Origin of the sequence: Mesorhizobium sp. WSM4887 (assembly GCF_029625865.1) — a bacterium.
In the GTDB taxonomy this organism is placed as follows: Bacteria; Pseudomonadota; Alphaproteobacteria; order Rhizobiales; family Rhizobiaceae; genus Mesorhizobium.
Window position 1 is genome coordinate 613,323 of the sequence record NZ_JARTVP010000002.1, and the last position, 17,913, is coordinate 631,235.

Annotated in this window: 18 protein-coding genes; 4 read left to right on the forward strand and 14 right to left on the reverse strand. The window is 61.3% G+C overall.

From position 1 onward, the window contains the following. Positions 1 to 23: 23 nt before the first annotated feature. From ccoP to P9230_RS11435, 5 genes are all read right to left on the reverse strand, one after another. Positions 24 to 887: a cytochrome-c oxidase, cbb3-type subunit III gene (ccoP, locus tag P9230_RS11415; RefSeq protein WP_278118995.1), complete on the reverse strand. Its 864-nt coding sequence runs from the start codon at positions 885 to 887 to the stop codon at positions 24 to 26. 2 nt (positions 888 to 889) lie between these two features. Next, entirely contained in the window at positions 890 to 1,039 is a 150-nt protein-coding gene (locus P9230_RS11420; protein ID WP_278118997.1) for a cbb3-type cytochrome c oxidase subunit 3, read from the reverse strand. A 12-nt stretch (positions 1,040 to 1,051) separates the two neighbouring features. Next, the gene (ccoO, locus tag P9230_RS11425; RefSeq protein ID WP_128203428.1) at positions 1,052 to 1,783 is read right to left on the reverse strand and encodes a cytochrome-c oxidase, cbb3-type subunit II; all 732 of its coding nucleotides are present in this window, start codon (positions 1,781 to 1,783) and stop codon (positions 1,052 to 1,054) included. A gap of 10 nt (positions 1,784 to 1,793) precedes the next feature. Beyond that, positions 1,794 to 3,404, reverse strand: a complete 1,611-nt coding sequence (ccoN, locus tag P9230_RS11430; RefSeq protein WP_278119000.1) for a cytochrome-c oxidase, cbb3-type subunit I — start codon at positions 3,402 to 3,404, stop codon at positions 1,794 to 1,796. Between the two features lie 239 nt (positions 3,405 to 3,643). Continuing rightward, on the reverse strand, positions 3,644 to 4,357 hold the full coding sequence (locus P9230_RS11435; protein ID WP_278119002.1) for a Crp/Fnr family transcriptional regulator: 714 nt from the start codon (positions 4,355 to 4,357) through the stop codon (positions 3,644 to 3,646). A 136-nt stretch (positions 4,358 to 4,493) separates the two neighbouring features. On the opposite strand from P9230_RS11435, the gene hemN reads away from it, so the two are divergent. Continuing rightward, complete coding sequence (hemN, locus tag P9230_RS11440; RefSeq protein WP_278119464.1) at positions 4,494 to 5,843, forward strand: oxygen-independent coproporphyrinogen III oxidase; 1,350 nt, start codon at positions 4,494 to 4,496, stop codon at positions 5,841 to 5,843. A 21-nt stretch (positions 5,844 to 5,864) separates the two neighbouring features. On the opposite strand, the gene P9230_RS11445 is transcribed toward hemN, so the two are convergent. From P9230_RS11445 to P9230_RS11465, 5 genes are all read right to left on the reverse strand, one after another. Further along, entirely contained in the window at positions 5,865 to 6,296 is a 432-nt protein-coding gene (locus P9230_RS11445) for an ion channel (protein ID WP_128203421.1), read from the reverse strand. Between the two features lie 93 nt (positions 6,297 to 6,389). Then, complete coding sequence (locus tag P9230_RS11450) at positions 6,390 to 6,830, reverse strand: group III truncated hemoglobin (RefSeq protein WP_128203422.1); 441 nt, start codon at positions 6,828 to 6,830, stop codon at positions 6,390 to 6,392. A gap of 22 nt (positions 6,831 to 6,852) precedes the next feature. Beyond that, entirely contained in the window at positions 6,853 to 7,719 is an 867-nt protein-coding gene (locus P9230_RS11455) for an SUMF1/EgtB/PvdO family nonheme iron enzyme (RefSeq protein ID WP_278119006.1), read from the reverse strand. Positions 7,720 to 7,788: 69 nt separating this feature from the next. Next, positions 7,789 to 8,892, reverse strand: a complete 1,104-nt coding sequence (nirK, locus tag P9230_RS11460) for a copper-containing nitrite reductase (protein WP_278119008.1) — start codon at positions 8,890 to 8,892, stop codon at positions 7,789 to 7,791. 260 nt (positions 8,893 to 9,152) lie between these two features. Beyond that, positions 9,153 to 9,599, reverse strand: coding sequence for a pseudoazurin (locus P9230_RS11465; protein WP_128203396.1), 447 nt, complete (start codon positions 9,597 to 9,599; stop codon positions 9,153 to 9,155). Positions 9,600 to 9,822: 223 nt separating this feature from the next. Between P9230_RS11465 and P9230_RS11470 the strand changes: the two genes are divergently transcribed. Then, the gene (locus P9230_RS11470) at positions 9,823 to 10,527 is read left to right on the forward strand and encodes a Crp/Fnr family transcriptional regulator (protein ID WP_128203397.1); all 705 of its coding nucleotides are present in this window, start codon (positions 9,823 to 9,825) and stop codon (positions 10,525 to 10,527) included. On the opposite strand, the gene P9230_RS11475 is transcribed toward P9230_RS11470, so the two are convergent. The 4 genes from P9230_RS11475 to P9230_RS11490 all read right to left on the reverse strand — a co-directional run bounded on the left by P9230_RS11475 (position 10,524) and on the right by P9230_RS11490 (position 13,877). Then, positions 10,524 to 10,739 (reverse strand): DUF1858 domain-containing protein, encoded by a 216-nt coding sequence (locus tag P9230_RS11475; RefSeq protein ID WP_128203398.1) that lies wholly within the window; start codon positions 10,737 to 10,739, stop codon positions 10,524 to 10,526. The two genes, P9230_RS11470 and P9230_RS11475, sit on opposite strands and share 4 nt — an antisense overlap. 92 nt (positions 10,740 to 10,831) lie before the next feature. Further along, positions 10,832 to 11,182, reverse strand: coding sequence for a DUF779 domain-containing protein (locus tag P9230_RS11480; protein WP_128203399.1), 351 nt, complete (start codon positions 11,180 to 11,182; stop codon positions 10,832 to 10,834). A 65-nt stretch (positions 11,183 to 11,247) separates the two neighbouring features. Next, a complete protein-coding gene (adh, locus tag P9230_RS11485) occupies positions 11,248 to 12,765 on the reverse strand; it encodes an aldehyde dehydrogenase (protein WP_278119015.1) in 1,518 nt (505 codons plus the stop codon). A gap of 143 nt (positions 12,766 to 12,908) precedes the next feature. Continuing rightward, complete coding sequence (locus P9230_RS11490; protein WP_278119018.1) at positions 12,909 to 13,877, reverse strand: GAF domain-containing protein; 969 nt, start codon at positions 13,875 to 13,877, stop codon at positions 12,909 to 12,911. 381 nt (positions 13,878 to 14,258) lie between these two features. Between P9230_RS11490 and P9230_RS11495 the strand changes: the two genes are divergently transcribed. Continuing rightward, positions 14,259 to 16,664 (forward strand): phosphoketolase family protein, encoded by a 2,406-nt coding sequence (locus P9230_RS11495; RefSeq protein WP_128203362.1) that lies wholly within the window; start codon positions 14,259 to 14,261, stop codon positions 16,662 to 16,664. A 39-nt stretch (positions 16,665 to 16,703) separates the two neighbouring features. Further along, positions 16,704 to 17,882 carry an acetate/propionate family kinase gene (locus tag P9230_RS11500; protein ID WP_128203361.1) on the forward strand — a complete coding sequence of 393 codons (1,179 nt, stop codon included), beginning with the start codon at positions 16,704 to 16,706 and terminating at the stop codon, positions 17,880 to 17,882. Positions 17,883 to 17,913 lie beyond the last annotated feature (31 nt).

The window sequence follows — 17,913 nt, forward strand, 5'->3', positions numbered from 1 at the left end:
GGCCGAGAATAGGTCCCCGACTCCTATTCTCCGCCGCCAAGCGAATGGACATAGACGGCCAGCTCCTTCACTGTCGTCTCCCCGAGCCGGCCGATCCAGGCAGGCATCACCCCATTTTTCGGAGCTCGCACCTGTGCGGCAATGGCTGCTTCGCCGGAGCCGTGCAGCCAGATCGCATCGGTGAGATCGGGCGCCCCCAGCTCCCTGTTACCCTTTGCATTCTCGCCGTGGCAGGCGACGCAATTGTCCGCGAAAACCTTGGCGCCGGGCTCGATCAGGCTTTTGTCCTGCACCGGCCCGGAAAGGCTCGCCACATAGGCGCTGACCTGGGCGATCTGTTCGGGCTTGAGCACGTCGGCAAACGAGGTCATCTCCGACTGACGTGTATCGGTGTCGGTTGCGAAGCGGATGCCGTGCCTGATCGTCTGCTGGATCTGCTCCGCCTTGCCGCCCCAAAGCCAATCGTCGTCGTTGAGGTTCGGAAAGTCGGTCGATCCCTGGGCGCCCGAGCCGTGGCATTGCACGCAGTTGACCTTGAACGCCGCGCCGCCCGCCGCAACGGCAAATTCGCGCAGCGAGTCGTCCGCGGCGATCTCCGAGACAGTCTTGGATTGTATCGCCGCCAGGTACTTGGCCTTTGCGGCTTCCGCGGCCGCCATCTCGTTCTTGACGTCGTTGCGGCTGGAGAAGCCAAGAACGCCCCGGGTTGCCGAGCTGAGCATCGGCCAGGCCGGGTACGCGATCGTGTAAGCGATCGCCCAGGCGATTGTGACGTAGAAGGTGATGACCCACCATCGCGGCAGCGGGTTGTTGAACTCCTTGATCCCGTCCCACTCGTGGCCGGTTGTCGCGATGCCCGAGGTTTCGTCGATATGCTCGCTGCTCATGATCAATCGTCCTTAAGTGGTATCCGGGCCGCCTGGTCCGCGTGCGATTTACCGCCAGGTCGAAGCACGAAGACAATGCAGCCGACAAAGAACAGCGCCATGGCGAGCAGGCCCCAGCTGTCGGCGAACTCCCGCATCAAATTGTAGTCCATTGCTCGTTCTCCTCAGCGGTAGCCGGCGGCTTCGTCGTAATCCTTGAAATCGACCAGAGTGCCGAGCATCTGCAGATATGCCACCAGCGCATCCATCTCGGTGACCTGCTGCGGGTTGCCGTCCAGGTCGCCGATCTTGGCCTTGGGATATCTCTTTTCCAGGCCGGACGTGTCGGCATTGGGGTCGGCCTGCGCCATCAGATCCGCATTGGCATTGGCGATCATGTCGTCGGAGTAGGGGACGCCGACCCGCCTGTTCGCGATCAGATGCGTCGAGAAGTCCTTCACCTCGATCGGTTTGTCTTTCAGGAAGGCGTAGCTGGGCATGATCGACTCAGGCACGACGGAGCGCGGATCGCTGAGATGCTGGACATGCCAGCTGTTGGAGTAGCGGTCACCGACGCGAGCGAGATCGGGTCCCGTCCGCTTGGATCCCCACTGGAAGGGGTGGTCGTACATCGACTCGGCCGCCAGGCTGTAGTGACCATAACGTTCGACTTCATCGCGGAATGGCCGGATCATCTGGCTATGGCAGAGATAGCAGCCCTCGCGCACGTAGATGTTGCGTCCGGCGAGTTCCAGCGGCGAGTAGGGCCGCATGCCGTCGACCTTCTCGATCGTGTTGTCGAGGTAAAAGAGCGGCGCGATCTCGACGATGCCGCCGACTGTCACCACGAGCAGCGAGCCAACGAGGAGAAGCGTGGCGTTCTTCTCGATGATCGCGTGTTTGTCCATCAAGCCCATTTGTGGCTCCTTATTCGGCTGGCTGCGGGACGGATGCTGAACCCGGCAATGGCTGCTCTTCGCGCTGGTAGCCGCGGATGGTCATGGTGATGTTCCAAGCCATGATCAGCGCGCCGGCGAGATACATGGCGCCGCCGGCGGCGCGCATGACGTAGTAGGGATGCATGGCGGCGACGGTCTCGGCGAACGAGTAGACCAGGAAGCCCTGTTCGTCGTATTCACGCCACATCAGGCCCTGCATGATGCCTGAAACCCACATCACCGCCGCGTAGACGACGATCCCCAGCGTCGCCAGCCAGAAGTGCCAGGTGACGAGCCGCATTGAATAGAGCCGCTGACGGTTCCACAGCTTCGGCACCATGTAATAGATGGCTCCGAACGAGATCAGCCCAACCCAGCCGAGGGCGCCGGAATGGACGTGGCCGATTGTCCAGTCCGTATAGTGGGACAACGAGTTCACGGTCTTGATCGACATCATCGGGCCTTCGAAGGTCGACATGCCATAGAAGGCGATGGCTGCGACCATCATGCGGACAATCGGGTCCGTCCGGATCTTGTCCCAAGCCCCTGAGAGGGTCATGAGCCCGTTGATCATGCCGCCCCAGGAGGGCATCCACAGCATGATCGAGAACACCATGCCCAGCGTCTGCGCCCAGTCGGGGAGGGCGGTGTAGTGGAGGTGGTGCGGGCCAGCCCAGATGTACAGGAAGATCAGCGCCCAGAAGTGGACGATCGACAGGCGGTAGGAATAGACGGGCCGGTTCACCTGCTTGGGCACGAAGTAATACATCATGCCGAGGAACCCGGCTGTCAGGAAGAAGCCGACGGCGTTGTGGCCATACCACCATTGGGTCAGCGCATCCTGGACGCCCGAGAAAGCCGAATAGCTCTTCGATCCCAGGAACGAGACAGGCATCGACAGATTGTTGACGACGTGCAGCATCGCGATGGTGACGATGAAGGACAGGTAGAACCAGTTCGCGACGTAGATATGCGGTTCCTTGCGCTTCAGGATGGTGCCGAGGAAGAGCAGGAGATAGGCGACCCAGACTATCGTAAGCCAGATGTCGACATACCATTCGGGCTCGGCATATTCGCGGCTCTCGGTGATGCCGAGCAGATAGCCGGTGGCGGCCATGACGATGAAGAGTTGGTAGCCCCAGAATACGAACCAGGCGAGATTACCGCCGAACAGCCGAGCCCGGCAGGTGCGCTGGACGACGTACATGGACGTGCACAAAAGCGCGTTGCCGCCGAAGGCGAACACCACGCCGGACGTATGCAGCGGGCGCAGGCGGCCGAAATTGAACCATGGCGGAATGTTGAGGTCGGGGTAAGCAAGCTGAAGGGCTATGACCACTCCAACCAGCATGCCGACAACGCCCCAAAACATGGTTGCAATGGCGCCGTAGCGGATCGGTCCATCCATATAGGCCTCAGGGTCGATCGGCGCTGCCGGCTTGAAATCCGAATTGCGCAGCAAGATCGCGGTGAAGCCAGCCACCGCGAAGAACAAAACCCACATGTGCTGGCGAAAGGCTTCGTCCGCGCCGAAGCCGGCAGCGACGACGGCGCCCAACGCAAACAGGCTTAGAAGGACCATCTCCGTGCCATATTTCATCGCAAGTCCCCGATCTCGAAAGTTCCGGCGGAATTCCCGCTCGCGGCACCATTTCGGGATTTTCGATTTCGGAGCCTTGATCCAAGTCAAACGTGGATCGCTTTTTGTTTGGGAGTTCGTGCCGCCAGCCACAACGCCGCTGCTAGGGCCCAAATAGAAGATCGCGCCTGAGCAAGCGAGCTGCAGTGGGCCTTGGTGGAGTCAGGGCGAGTTGCGGTTTGGCAAATGCAGGTTGCTGTTCAGTCGCCGCAGCGTTGCTCGAGTTGAGCAATGCTTGGGACGCTGATCTGCCGTTTGTTGACGATACGGATCGTGCCCTCGGATCGCAACCGGGAGAGCTCTCGGCTTACCGTCTCGATCGTCAGCCCAAGGAAATCGGCTATGTCGGCGCGAGTCAGCGGCAGAGCGAAGCTCATCGAGTCTACCGGATATTTAAAGGCAGCAAGGTTTCTGGCGACCATGAGAAGGAAGCTCGCGACTTTCTCGGATGCCGTCTTGCGTCCCAGCGCCGCCATCCAGTCGCGTGCTTCGTCGAGCTCGCTAAACGCGTGTTTTAGCAGCTGGCGTCCAAGCTCTGGCGTCTCGTTGATCATTCGGTCGATGACCGCCGTTGGAAACGAGCATAGCACTACATTCGTGAGGGCTTCGGTCTTGATTGGTCTTTTCGCCTCGAACGGCCTGCCGAGGAAATCGGGTGCAAAGTGGAATCCGACAATCTGCTGCCGACCGTCCGACAGGTTCCTGGTGAGCTTGACCACGCCGGACAGCAGGCTTGAGTAGGTTCCGTCGTCGGGCAGTTCCGTTCCCGCCAAAATCTCGTGTCTGGACGAAGCTTTGGCCAATTCTGCACGCTGCCGGGCGTTGAGCGCACCGAACAACCCGACCTGCCGCGCTTCGCAGGATTTGCAGATTGCGAGTACATCAGCCTGTTGAACGTCCTGTCTGGCGGTCATAGCCACGCCCGTGGTGAATCGGGATGGCAGTTTGCGCCAAATAGGACCAGCGCCGCTTTGATGGAGATCAAGGTTTTACCAGTGTCGTTCAGGCAGCTTTGCCGACATGACGCCTCCCCCCGTTCCCCTCTCTCCCATGCCGCCTAACCCCATCGTTGCGCTTGGCGACAATGTACCGCGTTACACGAGTTACCCGACGGCCCCGCATTTTCATCCAGGCGTCGACGCGTTGATTGTGCAGGGATGGATGAACGCGCTTGAAGGCGATGACGAGATATCGCTTTATCTGCATATCCCCTATTGCGACCGCTTGTGCTGGTTCTGTGCCTGCCACACCAAGCAGACGCGTCACTATGCGCCCGTGGCAACATTCCTCCGCTCATTGCACAAGGAGATCGAAACCGTCGGCGGCCTTGTGCGCGGCCGGGGTAGGATCCGCGCCGTTCATTTCGGCGGCGGCTCTCCGACGATGCTCAAGCCCGACGACATCCTCTTGCTCGGAAAAGCGTTGCGGGACCGGTTCGACTTTCTTGATGACGCCAGCCTCAGCGTCGAGATCGACCCGAACGACATGGACGAGGGACGGCTGGATGCCTTCGCCGCGATCGGCATGACGCGAGCGAGCCTCGGCGTCCAGGACTTCGATCCCAAAGTGCAGAGGGCGATCAACCGCGAGCAGAGTTTCGCGTTGACCAAGAGCATTGTCGACGCGGTGCGTGCGCGGGGCGTCACGTCCGTCAACCTGGACCTGCTTTACGGACTGCCGCACCAGACCTGCGAGAGCGTTGCGGAGACCGTCGCCCAGGCGCTGACGCTTGCGCCAGACAGGCTGGCGCTGTTCGGCTACGCGCATGTGCCGTGGTTCAAGAAGCATCAGACGATGATCGATGAAGCCTGGCTGCCTGATTCCGCCGCGCGCCTGGCGCAGTCGCGGCGTGCCGCTCAACTTATCGCCGATGACGGCTACGAGGCATTGGGGCTGGATCACTTTGCAAAACCGCAGGATGCGCTGGCGGTTGCCGCGCGTGCCGGCAAGATCCGCCGCAACTTCCAGGGCTATACCGAGGATCAGTGCGAAACCCTGATCGGTCTTGGTCCCTCCTCGATCAGCCGGTTCCGCCAGGGTCACGCACAAAACATTGTTGCCACCGGCGAGTACGAAAAGGCAGTGGATTCCGCCCAACTGGCGATAGCGCGGGGCATCGAGTTTAGTCTTGATGATCTGGCGCGGGGCTGGGTCATCGAGCGTCTGATGTGCAACTTCGCCTTCTCGGCGATAGAACTTGTCGAACGCTTTGGAGCGGTGGGTCAAACGGTGCTGTGCGAAGCGAGCCGATTGGCTATCAGCGGCGCCAGCCAACTCCTTAGGCTCGACGGCGAAAACTTCGTCGTGCCGGAGGAAAGCCGGCCTCTCGTCAGGACGGTGGCGGCCAAGTTTGACAAATATCTCAGCAATGGAACCGGCAGGCATTCACTGGCGGTTTGAGCGCCGGCTCAGGTAGCAGATTCAAAAATGCTCGCCGGCCCTGAAGGGGCCAACACGGGTGCCGGCCGCGATCAGATAGGCGGTCGACCAGCCAATCAGTAGAAAGCCATTGATGCCCTCCAGGGCAGCCAGCACGCGCCAGCCGTGGGCGGGCACGACATCTCCATAGCCGACTGTCGAGAAGGTTATGGTCGAGAAGTAAAGCGCCGTCTCGAAGTCGGTCAAAATTCCGAGCAGTCGGTAAATTCCGGCCCATAGCCAGACCTCCGTCGTCATTACCGCGAAAAGTCCCATAACCACAGTGATCATGGCGATGACCCGGCTGCGCCGCCCGTGCATGCGAAAGAGCGCAACGAGCCGTGCCATCGCGTGAGTGATCGCGATGAGGCCGAAAGTATGGATCAGGACCGTCAGACTGATGACGATCGTACCGACGCAAAGATTAAGGATCATCGGCGGAGACTACGAACCCTGACAGCCGCGGTCCTTGCGCAAAATCAAGCCTGTTATCAGCCCGACGAATTCTTCGCGCCGGCGGGATTGCACCTAATCACTGGCTGAGGAGCCGAGACGGAAGAACATGGCAAGCTTCAGACTTGCCGCTATCCGTTCGGCCCGCTCAACGAAGACAGCCGCGATCTCAGGGGTGAAGAGCTCGGACGCCGTCTTGCTGAAGAGGGCCAACCAGATACTGAAGTCGGCCTCGGTGACGTCCTTGAGCTTCAGGTGAGCTGGCACCGGCCGTCCATGATAGTCGCCGCTCTTCAATATCACCGAGCACCAGAAGTCGGTCATCTTCTCCAGATGAGGCTCCCAATCGCCAGTGATTTCCCGGGCGAAGATGGGTCCAAGTCGCTCATCCTTTCGTACGCCGGAATAGAATTCGCGAACCAGCAATCCAATTGAAGCCCGGTCGACGCCAGGGCGGGCCAAGGGCTGTTCGGCGGCAGGGCGAACCCTGTCGGGAAAGACCGGCTTTGAAGTCATTCGGTGTTCCTTTTGAGAGCAGTCAGGTCAAGCCAAGGCGGCGAAGCGCCGCCTGCAGGAGGCCGGCGCGATCATGGACCAGGCGAAATCCGAGATTGTCCGGCGGAGTGCCGACCGCGCAGCCGCCGCTTTTGCCGTCGCGGATGAAGTTCGACATGTAAGTGCGGTGGAAACCCTCCACAACGTGGACGCCGCAATTGCCCAGCGAACTGGTAGCGCCATCGCTGGATATCGTCACATGGGCATAGCAGGTCGATGTCCATTCCCACACGTTGCCGGCGATATCAGCAACATCCTTCGAGTTGTTTCCAAATGCCCCGACAGGCCGCGGTTCAGGATCCGCCTTGCGGCCGAGCGCCGACTCGTTGCGATATTGGGTGAGCCATCGCCTCGCCGGATCGGCCGGGTCGCCTTCACCAGCTTCTATGTCGGCGCGAAACCGCTCGGCCGCCGCATAGGCCCACTCGACGTCCGTCGGCAGCCGCCATGTCTCGCCTGTCTTTGCCGATAGCCAACTCGCGTAAGCCTGTGCATCGAGGAAGCTGACGCCCGTTGCCGGAACGTTGCCGACAATGCTCGAATTGGCAGGCTTGCAGGCGCCGTCCGAAACGCAGCGGTCATAGTCGGATGCGGTCACCTGGAACTTCATGATTTCCAGAGGCGTGTCGATGGTTTGCCTCGCCACGGGTGCAGGCACGGGATGGTTGTCCCTGAGGAACTCGCCAGGCTGTGGGTGATCGAACGATCCGGGCGTCAGGGTTACCAGGTCAACCGTAGCAGCTGGAATCCGAGACAGAGAGGACGTTCCGTCGATTGCGTTGCTGACGCCGAGACCAATGAGGGCGGCGGCAGCGATAGTTCCAAATGTGAAGACAGGATCGAAGGACATGTTCAAAGTCCACCCGCGGGTGCAACCTGCCGGCCGCGCCGGCAGGTTGTGGGAGATCGCCTTTGCGATTTACGAGGCGATCGCCTTGGGAGCCTCGACCTGCATCATCAGATCGTCATCCCAGGTTCCGTCGACGGTGAAGTGTGCGGTGGCGCCGAGCTCGACGGCCTCGATCAGGTTGTGATTGACATAGGCGTAGACGCCCGGCTGACGGAAGGTATAGAGCGCCGCGCCCGCCGAACCGCCGCGAATGAACCAGGTTTCCATATCCTTGGCGGGCGGGTTCGCGAACTTGCCGCCTTCCCAGACGAAGTCGCCATGGCCGCCGATCAGGTGCGGGCGGGTGTCGCGATTGGCCTGCGAGTGGACGATCAGCACCGTTTCCCCGACCTTGGCCTTCATGGCGTTTTCGCCGGTCAGCGATCCGGCCTTGCCGTTGAACACGACATGCGTCGGGATCAGGCCGCGCATCACCTTCACGGTGTCGTCGTAGTTGTCGCCGGCCGAGTCGTACTTCTTGAATTTCCCCTGCTCATCGCGCGGGATGTAGAAGTCGTTTTCGCCGACATAGTAGATGCGGTCATAGCGGACAGGCTTGCCCTTGTCGTCCTTCAGTCCGTCGCGCGGCAGGACCATCACCGCGCCGCTCATCCCCGACACGACATGCCACGGGATCATCGCGCCGCCAGGGGCGCAATGGTAGACGAATGTGCCCGACCTGGTCGCCTTGAAGCGCAACGTCACCTGCTCGCCCGGGTTGATCAACGTCAGGGCGCCGCCGCCGAGCCCGCCGGTCGCCGCATGGAAATCGATATTGTGGGCGAGCGTGTTGGTGTCGGGATTGATCAGCGTGAGCTCGAGATAGTCACCTTCATGCACGACCATGAGGGGGCCCGGGATCGAACCGTTGTAGGTCATGGCATTGAGCTGCGTGCCGTCGGCGTCGATGACCAGCGGCTTCTCCTCGATCGTCACGGTGAACTCGACGACCTTGGGGCCACCCTTGGCCACCTGGTCGTGGGCGTGCACGAAAGGCGGCGCGACGAGGGTCACCTTTTCGCGGGGCAGCCCAGCCACATCCTTGGCGGCGGCCATTACCGGCCCAGAGCCGATGGCAGCGACGGCGGCGGCGGTCAGAACAGAACCCAACAAAGCTTCGCGTCTCGTAAGCATTTTTATCTCCTCAACTTCACCATTTCGATGAAGCGAGGATAATATCTTTGCGCGGCGCTTCTTTGCGTTTGCGCAAATCTGAGCCAAATGGATTTTGGTTTTGGGATGATTGGCGAAAGCAACTCGCGTCATGACAACTGTGGCTGCGGCAGGATACCAAATCGCAAAAATGAAAATGGCCGGGTCAGACCTCTCCCCAGGTCTGCCCGGCCAGTGCTTCCGGCTCGCCACCGCCGGAGGCAATCCCACATGCTGTCGGATCAGTTCGAAGCGGCTTTGGTCGCCTCGGCGAACAGTTCGGCGAAGACCGGTTTTGCCTTGCCGATCTGCTTGACGGCTTCGGCCGCGTCCAGGTTGACGGGCTTGCCGACGACGATCAGCGCCACCATGCCCATGCCATAGTGTGGCGCGCACTTCACGCCATAGACACCTTCCTTGGTGAGGGTGACCGTGACCTCCTCACTCGGCTTGCCCTTGAACGCTTCGGCACCGTCCGGGATCATGCCCTTGATGATCTCGGCGTTATGAGTCTTGTCGGTCGGCACGAACTTGATGGTGTCGCCGGGAGCGGCGCGGACGAAGTCGGGCTGGAAGACCATCGAGCCCTTGTCACCCTTGTTCAGCATCTGCACGACATGTTCTTCGGCATTTGCAGCGCCGGCAATTGAGAGCAACGCGATCGCCGCGGCGATGAGGGGTAGTTTCATTGGAACAGTCCTTTCTTTGGGTTCACCACGGCATCAACCGTTGCGCTCTTGTAGATCGCCGGACGGCCTGCCGATTTGCGCTGGCGCAAATTGCAAGAGGAAAAACGACAGACGAACAGTGGAGGAGACGAGGGAGGCGTCACTTGTCGGCAACGGGTCGTCCGTGACAAAGTTCGGCCGAGGCCCGAGCGCGGTGCGCAGTTGAGTTGGGGAGGGAAGGCAGTTGGCAAGCCTTGATCGGTCGTTGATTGCCGGTCTGTCCGTCTTCGAGGGGATCGCCGCAGCGGACCTCGATCGCATCATCAGCCAGGCGAGATCCGTTCGCATTGCCAAGGATCAGCCGGTGTTCGAGCAGGAACAGGAGGCACATTCATTCTTCCTCTTGCTCGACGGCCATGTGCGCGTGGTGAAGTCGACTCCGGACGGACACGAGGTGACCGTGCGATATATAAGCCCAGGCGAGTTGATGGGGATCGCCAGCGCGCTGGGCCGGACGACCTATCCGGCAAATGCCGTGGCGGCCGCCGATTGCGTGGTGCTTGCCTGGCCAAGCCAACTGTGGTCCACCTTCGCCACGAGCTACCCAAGCTTTAGCGCCAATACCTACAAGGTTGTCGGATCCAGACTCCAGGACGCCCACACGCGCGTTATCGAGATGTCCACCGAGCAGGTGGAGCAGCGCGTCGCGCACGCGTTGCTCAAGCTGATCAAGCAGTCGGGGAAAAAGACCGAACAAGGGATTCTGATCGACTTCCCGATTTCGCGCCAGGACGTCGCGGAAATGACGGGCACCACGCTCCACACGGTAAGCCGGCTGCTTTCCGCATGGGAGGACCAAGGGCTGGTCAAGAGCGGACGCCAGAGGGTCGTCGTGGTCGAGCCGCATCGGCTGCTTGTCATTGCCGAAGGCCGCGCGGCAAAAAGCTAGTCCACGTTGCCGGCGTCGATCGCCGCCTGCAGGTCACGACGAAGCCTGTCCTCGTCCAGCTCATGCTCGTGCGCCGCTTCTGAAACGGTGTGAAAGGTGGCGATCGGGCAGCCGACGCAGAGCATCCCATGCTGAAGAACGACGCGGATCGCCGCCGGCGTCTCGCGCATGATCCCGTCCATCGTCGCCTCATCGTCCAATTTGCGTTTCATGCCCTTTGGCTCCCTTAGAGGCGGGCATGTTGCATCCAATTTTCAGGACGCTCGTTGCGCTGAGACAATGATAATGCAGTCCGCTGGCTTGCTCAGTCCCCAACAGCGCAGATGGTCGAGCGCGTCAGGAATCGTTTCTCGCGGCCATTGTCGAGCGAGAACATGCCGCCCCTTCCCGGCACCACGTCGATGATCAGGTCGGTATGCTTCCAGGCCTCGTATTGCGAGGCGCTAATATAGACCGGAGTGTCGCCGATCTCGCCGAGCCTCACGTCATTGTCGCCGATCATGAACTCGCCGCGCGGATAGCACATCGGCGAGGATCCGTCGCAACAGCCGCCGGACTGATGGAACAGCACCGGGCCGTGATCGGCAATGATTTCGGCAAGCAGCACCTTGGCCTGCGGGGTGGCCGAGACTTTGCCCAATGAAGCATTGTCCATCAAATTCTCCTCCAAATGACGGGAGGACGCGGGTGAACCGCGCCCTCCTCTTAGCCGCGGGAGGATTAGAAGAAGCCGAGCTTCTTGGGGCTGTAGCTGACCAGCATGTTCTTGGTCTGCTGGTAGTGGTCGAGCATCATCTTGTGCGTCTCGCGGCCGATACCGGACTGCTTGTAGCCGCCGAAGGCGGCATGCGCCGGATAGGCGTGATAGCAGTTGGTCCACACGCGCCCGGCCTGGATGGCGCGGCCGAAGCGGTAGCAGCGGTTGGCATCTCTGCTCCAGATACCGGCGCCGAGGCCGTAGAGCGTGTCGTTGGCGATCGACAGCGCCTCGTCGTCATCCTTGAAGGTCGTCACGGACACGACGGGCCCAAAGATCTCCTCCTGGAAGATGCGCATCTTGTTGTTGCCCTTGAACACCGTCGGCTTGACGTAGTAGCCGCCGGCAAGGTCGCCCGGCAGATGGTTCTGCTCGCCGCCGGTCAGCACCTCCGCTCCTTCCTGGCGCCCGATGTCGATGTAGGACAGGATCTTTTCAAGCTGCTCGCTCGATGCCTGGGCGCCGATCATAGTCGCCGGGTCGAGCGGATCACCCTGGACGATCGCCTCGACGCGCTTCAGTGCCTTTTCCATGAACGTGTCGTAGATCGATTCATGGATGAGCGCACGGCTCGGACAGGTGCAGACCTCGCCCTGGTTCAGCGCAAACATGACGAAACCTTCGATCGCCTTGTCGAAAAAATCATCATCCTCGGCGACGACGTCCTTGAAGAAGATGTTGGGCGACTTGCCACCCAGTTCCAATGTGACTGGGATCAGGTTTTGACTGGCATATTGCATTATCAGCCGGCCGGTCGTGGTCTCGCCGGTAAAGGCAATCTTGGCGATGCGTGGCGACGAGGCGAGCGGTTTGCCGGCCTCAAGGCCAAAGCCGTTGACGATGTTGAGCACGCCGGGCGGCAGTAGGTCGCCGACAAGGCCGGCCCACAGCATGATCGCGGCGGGCGTCTGTTCGGCGGGCTTCAGCACCACGCAGTTTCCAGCTGCCAGCGCCGGAGCGAGTTTCCAGCATGCCATCAGCAGCGGGAAGTTCCACGGGATGATCTGGCCGACGACGCCGAGCGGCTCGTGAAAATGATAGGCGACAGTATCATCATCGATCTGGGAAAGGCTGCCTTCCTGGCCACGTACGGCACCGGCGAAATAGCGGAAATGATCGATGGCCAGAGGCAGGTCGGCCGCGGTCGTCTCGCGGATCGGCTTGCCGTTGTCCCAGGTTTCGGCGCGAGCGAGGAGATCGAGGTTTTCCTCCATGCGGTCGGCGATGCGGTTGAGGATGAGCGACCGCTCGGCCACGCTGGTACGCGCCCAAGCGTCCTTCGCGGCATGGGCCGCATCGAGAGCGTCCTCGATGTCCTGGGCCTGCGAGCGCGCCACTTCGCAAAGCAGCTGACCGTTTACCGGCGAGTGGTTCTCGAAGTAGCGGCCGGATCGCGGTTCCGTCCATTTGCCGCCGATTAAATTGCCGTAACGCTTGCCAAAGGGTGCTTTGACCGAACGCGAGAATTCTACCTTGTTCATGTGTTTTCCTCCCAAAGCTGACGTCGCGGGATGCGACGCTTCGGAAAGAGAGACTTGCGATTTCCGCCCGTATTGTCACCGTATCGAGGACAGCGGTCAGGAGGCATGTGTCGCAGAATTGCGACAGTCATGTTCGGTTGACATCAGTGATGCCTGTGGATGTCCAACCGGTTGAGCTTGCGGTGGAGCGTCGCGCGGCTGATGCCGAGCTGTTGAGCCGCGGCCGAGACATTTCCATCCGTGCGTGCCAGCATCCGCTGCAATGCGCCGCGCTCCGCCTCCGCGAGGATTTCGGAGCCGCTTCTGGCCCAACCGAGCAGATCGGTCGCGGGCAAAGGCTTGTCGAGACACGCTTGCGTAATGCCAAGCGCCAGACAGGCCGAACGCGTCGCGCCGACGACAAGGTCGTCAGGATCAACCGCGATGAGCGCGCCAGAACCTTTGTCGGTCACCGGCGCCAGCATGATTCGCGCGTCGGGGAACGCCATCTTGAAGTTCTCCGCCTCGATCCGACGCGCGGCATCGACCACGGCCACCGAAATCAGATTGGCGAAGGCTTCGGTCAGATCAGCCCGGCACGAAGACACATCGAGTGCGGCTACAAGATCTCCCCGGTGATCATAGATCGGAGCGGTGGTGCAGCTCAGCCCGGTGTTGCGCGTGTGAAAATGCTGATCGCGGTGAATCGTCAGAGCCCGCTGCTCGACCAGACATGTACCGATGCCGTTGGTTCCCTCGCTCTCTTCGTTCCAGACGGCGCCAGTCCACAAACCCCAGGAATGAAACGTCTCGTCATCCGCCGGCGCTCCGCGCCGTTCAACCGGCACGCCATCGTGATCGGCGAGCAGGACGCAGCACCCGACGCCGCCCACTGCAAGATAGAGGCGGTCAAGGCTCGATTGGGCAGCCTGGATAAGCGGTTCGATACGTTGTCGGGCCTGCCCCAGTTCCGCCTGCGTGAGGTAGCGTGGGGAGCTACAGTCGGCTGGGTCGAGCCGATGCAAGCTTGAAGACCGCCGCCAAGACGCGACCAATGCCGACTTTGCCGCCGCGTTCGAAGCGATCGCGGCTTGAATGCGGTCTGCGTGATGTCCGGACAAATTCTCGCCCATGCTTCCTCCAAAACCCGACCTGCCTTCGCTCCTGAACACCTGCTTCGGCGCGAGTTCTGCTTTCAATCAGCGCGCCCGTCAATTCGACAGAAGAATCATGGACAGTTCCACCGGTTCGTCGCTCGGCGATGATCGGGTTGACCGATGTTCCAGCCACCAATTCGCCCTCAAGCGTATGAGTGCGAGATCGGGTATTCATTGATCGAGAGCAAAGACACCGAATGGCTGTCGCGCATGGCCATTTGCGATGGATCAAAGCTCGAACATTTCGCGCCGTGTAAATCGATGGCTGCGGGATTTGACACTGACCGGTCATGAACCGGTGGCAGCGTGGATGCGTTGTGGTCGAAATCCGGCTGGATTGAGTGGAAGGAGTCAGCAATGACCGAACTGCCCCGCACCCGCCGCCTTTCCGCGCAGGAGCTAAGCGACATCGACGCCTACTGGCGTGCCGCCAACTATCTGACCATCGGGCAGATCTACCTGCTCGACAATCCGCTGCTTCGCGAGCCGCTCCGGCTGGAGCACGTCAAGCCCAGGCTGCTCGGCCATTGGGGGACCTCGCCGGGTCTGAGCTTTATCTACACGCATCTCAACCGCGCGATCAGACTGCGCGATGCCAACGTCATTTACGTCTGCGGGCCTGGCCATGGCGGGCCGGCGATGGTTGCCAACACTTACCTCGAAGGCACCTATAGCGAGATCAATCCGGATATCTCGCTAGACGAGGCCGGAATGAAGAAGCTCTTCCGCCAGTTTTCCTTCCCGGGCGGCATTCCCAGCCATGCCGCTCCTGACGTTCCAGGGTCGATCCACGAAGGCGGCGAGCTTGGCTACGCGCTCTCCCATGCCTACGGCGCCGCCTTCGACAACCCGGATTTGATTGTCGCGTGCGTCGTTGGCGACGGTGAGGCGGAAACCGGCCCGCTTGCCACGTCGTGGCACTCCAATAAGTTCCTCAGCCCGAGGTGTGACGGGGCAGTGCTGCCGATCCTCCACCTCAACGGCTACAAGATTGCCAATCCAACCATTCTGGCCCGCATCCCCGAGGAAGAGCTGCGCGCGCTGTTCGTCGGCTACGGCTACGAGCCGCTGTTGGTCGAGGGCGACGATCCGGCCTTGATGCATGAGCGGATGGCGGTCGTGCTCGACGACGCGCTGGACCGTATTAAGACTATTCAGCGGGCCGCACGCAGCGGCGCTGAGACCGCGCAGCCTCGTCCGAAGTGGCCGATGATCATACTGCGAAGCCCGAAGGGCTGGACCGGCCCCAAGGAGGTCGACGGGCTGAAGACCGAAGGGTTCTGGCGCGCCCATCAGGTTCCGCTCTCCGGCCTCGCCGAAAACCCGGCGCATCTGAAGATGCTCGAAGAGTGGATGAGAAGCTACCGGCCCGAAGAGCTCTTCGATGCCGCTGGCTCGCCTGTGGCCCTGATCCGCGCCACCGCGCCGCAAGGTGATAGGCGCATGAGCGCCAACCCGCACGCCAATGGCGGCCTGCTGCGCCGGTCTCTCGACCTGCCGAGCCTGGCCAAGCACGCAATCGCAATGGTCCGACCGGGCGAGGTGAAGACTGAGTCGACACGGGCGATGGGTGCCTATCTGCGCGATGTAATGGCGCTTAACCAGAGCGCCCGGAACTTCCGCATCGTCGGTCCGGACGAGACCGCGTCGAACCGGCTGCAGGACGTCTTCGAGGTTACGGAGCGCGCCTGGATGGAGAAGATATTGCCCGAGGATGTCCATCTTGGCCGAGAGGGCAGGGTGCTCGAGATTCTGTCCGAGCATACCTGTCAGGGTTGGCTGGAAGGATATTTGCTCACGGGGCGCCACGGCTTCTTCTCCTGCTACGAGGCCTTCACGCACATCGTCGATTCCATGTTCAACCAGCATGCAAAATGGCTGGATGCCTGCCGCAAACTTGCCTGGCGGCGGCCGATCGCTTCGCTGAACTATCTGTTGTCCAGTCATGTCTGGCAGCAGGAGCACAATGGCTTCAGCCATCAGGATCCGGGTTTCATCGACGTTGCGCTGAACAAGAAGGCGGATGTCGTGCGCGTCTATCTGCCGGCGGATGCCAACAGCCTGCTTTGCGTGACCGACCATGTGCTGCAGACATGGAACCGCATCAACGTCATCGTCGCCGGCAAGGCCAATTCCTGGCAGTGGCTGTCCATCGACGAGGCGAAAGTCCACTGCAACGCCGGCATCGGCATATGGGGGTGGGCATCGACTGACGGCGGGGCCGAGCCGGATGTGGTGATGGCCTGCGCCGGCGACGTGCCGACGCTCGAGACGCTGGCTGCCGTTCAAATTCTGAAGCGCCACGTTCCCGACCTCAAGGTCCGAGTGGTGAACATCGTCGATCTGATGACCCTGCAGCCGAAGGAACATCATCCGCATGGCCTGTCGGATCGCGAATTCGACGCGTTGTTCACCAGCGACAAGCCCGTCATCTTCGCCTATCACGGCTATCCGTGGACCATCCATCGCCTGACCTACCGGCGGACCAATCACGACAACATCCACGTACGCGGCTACAATGAAGAAGGGACGACGACGACGCCGTTCGACATGACCGTGTTGAACGGGCTCGACCGCTATCATCTGGTGCTCGGCGTGCTCGATCGCATTCCCGAGCTGACCGGTGTGCGCATCCAGCTGAAGCAGGCCATGGAAGGCAAGCTGATCGAGCACCGGGCCTATATCCGCGAGCACGGGCAGGACATGCCCGAGATACTCGGTTGGAAGTGGGAGGGGGAGCCCGATGACGAAGAGCGCGGCTGACAAGATCTGGCCCGCAAAAGTGGCTGGAACCACTCGGCCATGACAGATGTCATTCTTGTCCTCAACGGCGGCTCATCGAGCCTGAAGTTCGCTGCTTTCCAAGGGCGCGACGAACTTCATCTGCTGGTGCGTGGCAGCGTCTCGTCAATCGGCGAGCGGCCCCGACTCCACGTCGCGCCCACGGCAACGACGCCGCCGTTCGACAGGAGCCTTGGCGAACAAGCGATCTCCATCGGCAAGGCACTCGAAGCCGTTGCGTCCTATCTGACCGACCGCGACCTGTTGCACCGAGTGAGCAGGATCGGGCATCGCATCGTCCATGGCGGTCGGGAATTTGCCCTTGCGACGCTGCTTGATCAGGGTACGCTCGATGCCCTGCGGAAGCTCGAGCCGCTCGCTCCGATTCATCAGGCGATCAACCTGGAACTTGTCGACCTGGCCGGCCGCCTTCTGCCCAAGGCCATGCAGGTAGGCTGCTTCGACACCGCCTTTCACGCCACGCAGCCCGAGATCGCAAGACTGTATGGCCTGCCACACGAGATGTCGGAGCAGGGCATCGTATCCTATGGGTTCCACGGGCTCTCCTACCGCCATATCGCCAGCGAGCTGCACAACCGTTATGGCGTCCCTGCCGGCGGCCGGACGATCGTTGCCCATCTTGGCAGCGGCGCAAGCCTGTGCGCGATGAAGGCAGGCGTAAGCCACGCCACCACCATGGGCTTCTCGACGCTCGACGGCCTCGTCATGAGCACGCGCTGTGGCGCGATCGACCCCGGTGTCCTGCTGCATCTTCTGCAAGACCTGGAGCTGTCACCCGATGAACTGACCGACTTGCTCTACGAGAAGTCCGGTCTGCTCGGCGTATCCGGCATCTCGGGAAACATGCAGACCCTGCTGGCGTCGGAGGATCCGGCGGCCAAGCGCGCTGTCGATCTCTTCATTTATCGTGTCGGGCGCGAGATCGGATCGCTGGCGGCTGCGCTTGGCGGGCTCGACACGCTGGTGTTCACCGCGGGCATCGGCGAGCATGCGCCAGCGATCCGGCAGAGCATCTGCGAAGCCGCGGCATGGCTGGGCGTCGCGCTCGACAAGGAGTTGAACGCGCATGGCGAAGAACTGATCAGCGCCCCGGATTCCCTGGTCGACGTGCTTGTCATTCCCGCCGACGAGGAACGTGCGGTGGCCACTGAGTTGCTCGCCTTCGAAGGCAAAGACTAAATGATTTTCGCCCGGAAGCGGGCGGCGCTCC